This window comes from Caballeronia sp. (assembly GCF_049581465.1).
Lineage (GTDB): Bacteria > Pseudomonadota > Gammaproteobacteria > Burkholderiales > Burkholderiaceae > Caballeronia.
Genome location: NZ_JBAUSA010000195.1, coordinates 1 through 1,958 on the forward strand (window position 1 = coordinate 1; position 1,958 = coordinate 1,958).

The 1,958-nt window shown below is 58.8% G+C and carries 3 protein-coding genes; all 3 read right to left on the minus strand.

The window, feature by feature from the left end; all coding sequences use genetic code 11:
* Positions 1 to 631 (minus strand): FAD-dependent monooxygenase (locus WCA53_RS04865; RefSeq protein WP_423906219.1); only part of this gene is annotated, 631 nt, incomplete at its 3' end.
* A 50-nt stretch (positions 632 to 681) separates the two neighbouring features.
* A complete protein-coding gene (locus WCA53_RS04870; RefSeq protein ID WP_423906213.1) occupies positions 682 to 1,167 on the minus strand; it encodes a VOC family protein in 486 nt (161 codons plus the stop codon).
* 178 nt (positions 1,168 to 1,345) lie between these two features.
* A partial coding sequence (locus WCA53_RS04875; protein ID WP_423906216.1) for an FAD-dependent monooxygenase occupies positions 1,346 to 1,958 on the minus strand: 613 nt, incomplete at its 5' end.

Sequence of the window (1,958 nt, forward strand, 5' to 3'; positions counted from 1 at the left end):
AGTTATAGCGGCACTCCCCCGGTTTTGTGCTGTTGCCGTGACCCGCTACGGGATAGCCCAGGATCTGCTCGTGCGGCGGCAAGCAGAACGCAAATTTGTCGAAAAGGGCGTTACGGGTTGTTTCGGAGAGCGATGTTTCGTCGACAAGACCACGCCATGCCACGTATCCCGCGTACTGCAGGCCGACTTGCGGGAGGAACTGTTCGCGTACCGCCGACTTGAAGCCGTCAGCGGCAATAACGAGATCTGCACGACGAACGGTTCCGTCGCTCAACTTGATGACCGCGTGGTCGGCGTTGCTTTCGACGCCGACCACCGAACCCCCGGAGTGATAATGCGAGTCGGGAAAGGCCGAGCGCAGCACGTGGTACATCTTTCCCCACGCGGTCAACGTCTGCGGAAATGCGCGCTCTGACAGCACCTGGCCATCTTGTGCGAAGGTCACGCGCGATTGCACCTTGACGCCGATCGATTCATCGACTTCAACGCCCGCCGCCGTCAGGGCCTCAAACAACTCAGGGTGCGTAACGATACCCGCGCCCCGGCCAGCCAACTCCTCTGGAACGCGTTCGAATACGTCGACTTCCCAACCGTTGCGGCTGAGCAGGTTCGCGGCGAACAGGCCGCCCATCGAGCCACCGACTATGATTGCCTTGGGACGAAATGGAAGAGTTATCACGATTAGTCTCCTACCTTTGCTGATTCTTGCGTCGCGGAGGCTTGCGGGACGTTCAGGTGCGCAACTTCAAACGCGGGGTAGTTCAATTCGATGGTGACGCCGGACGGATCCTCAATGAAGATCTGGTGCAGACCAAGGCTGGGCACCGTTCGGTCGCGCCAGGGAACCCCTTCGTCTTTCAGCGTTTCCCACATGGCCGCGACGCCCGTCGCAAGGAATGCGATGTGATCGACCGTCCCCGTGCCTGTCAGCGCGGGCTCCTTGTCGCCCAGGTAGGCCTTGAGTCCTTCCGGGTTATCCGGATCGATGCCGATAATGTGCACCGTGCCAAATTCGCTCTCGTCGCCGCCTTTGTATAGCCAGGCGCCGGGAAAATCGAACGGTGGGCGATAGCCTTGGGTGAACCCAAGAACCCGTTCATAGAACGCGCAAGACTTCTCCAGGTCGGTCGTGCGGATGGAATAATGCGCAAGCTTGGATATCGGCATGATTGCTCCAGTAATTTATCGATCGATTACTGATCGGTTGATAAATTGTAGGTCAAGAAATTGGTCTAAACCAAGCAGATTTAGACCGGTATTTACCCTAGGAAACGGTATGAAAATTAGGGCGCAAAGCGTCCGCGGTATGGCGGCCCCGCCGTCTGGGAGATGTTCTTCTTCCGGTTCACTCGTCGAGTGTTCCCAATCCGAACGACGCTGCCAATTCCGGACCCCTCTTGAGCAAATGCGCTAGTGCGCTGCGTCGCTTCGAGGCCCACGACTCGAGCGTTTTACTGATGTCCGCGTTCGCATCGTCAGCAAAAGCCTCCGCTAGCGAAACGGCGTCGTCGGCGGCTTTGGACGTTCCGGACCCCGTGTGAGGCCTCACCGTACAGGCGGCATCGCCGACCAATGCGATGCGGCCGACAGCGAAACCAGGGCTTAATGCATCGAATATCGACTGGAAGAAGGGCGCTCGCGTCTCCCGGACAAGTTGCTGGAAAACCTCGGGAAGACAACCGGCGGCTAGTTCGGACAACTCTTCTATGGACTCGGGGGACAGGTGACCGGGGCTCACGGATGCGTGGTGCAGGTGGCCGTGCGTATCCGTCAGGTGCCGGCGCATGGCGGCGGAATCCGGTTCGTTACGGTACCAAAGCCAATTGATACGCCGCCTGCCTGGCTCCAAAGCGCCGTCGAGCCCAGGAATCAGGAATGCCATGAACATCTGGCCCGGCTCTCGAAACATCGTGAAGTTATTCACGAGCGTTTCGATCGCCATGGGCGAGAAAGCCGAC

Bases quoted from the DNA above. Each gene is read 5' to 3' on its own strand.
- WCA53_RS04870 (WP_423906213.1), bottom strand. From the start codon at position 1,167: ATGCCGATATCCAAGCTTGCGCATTATTCCATCCGCACGACCGACCTG.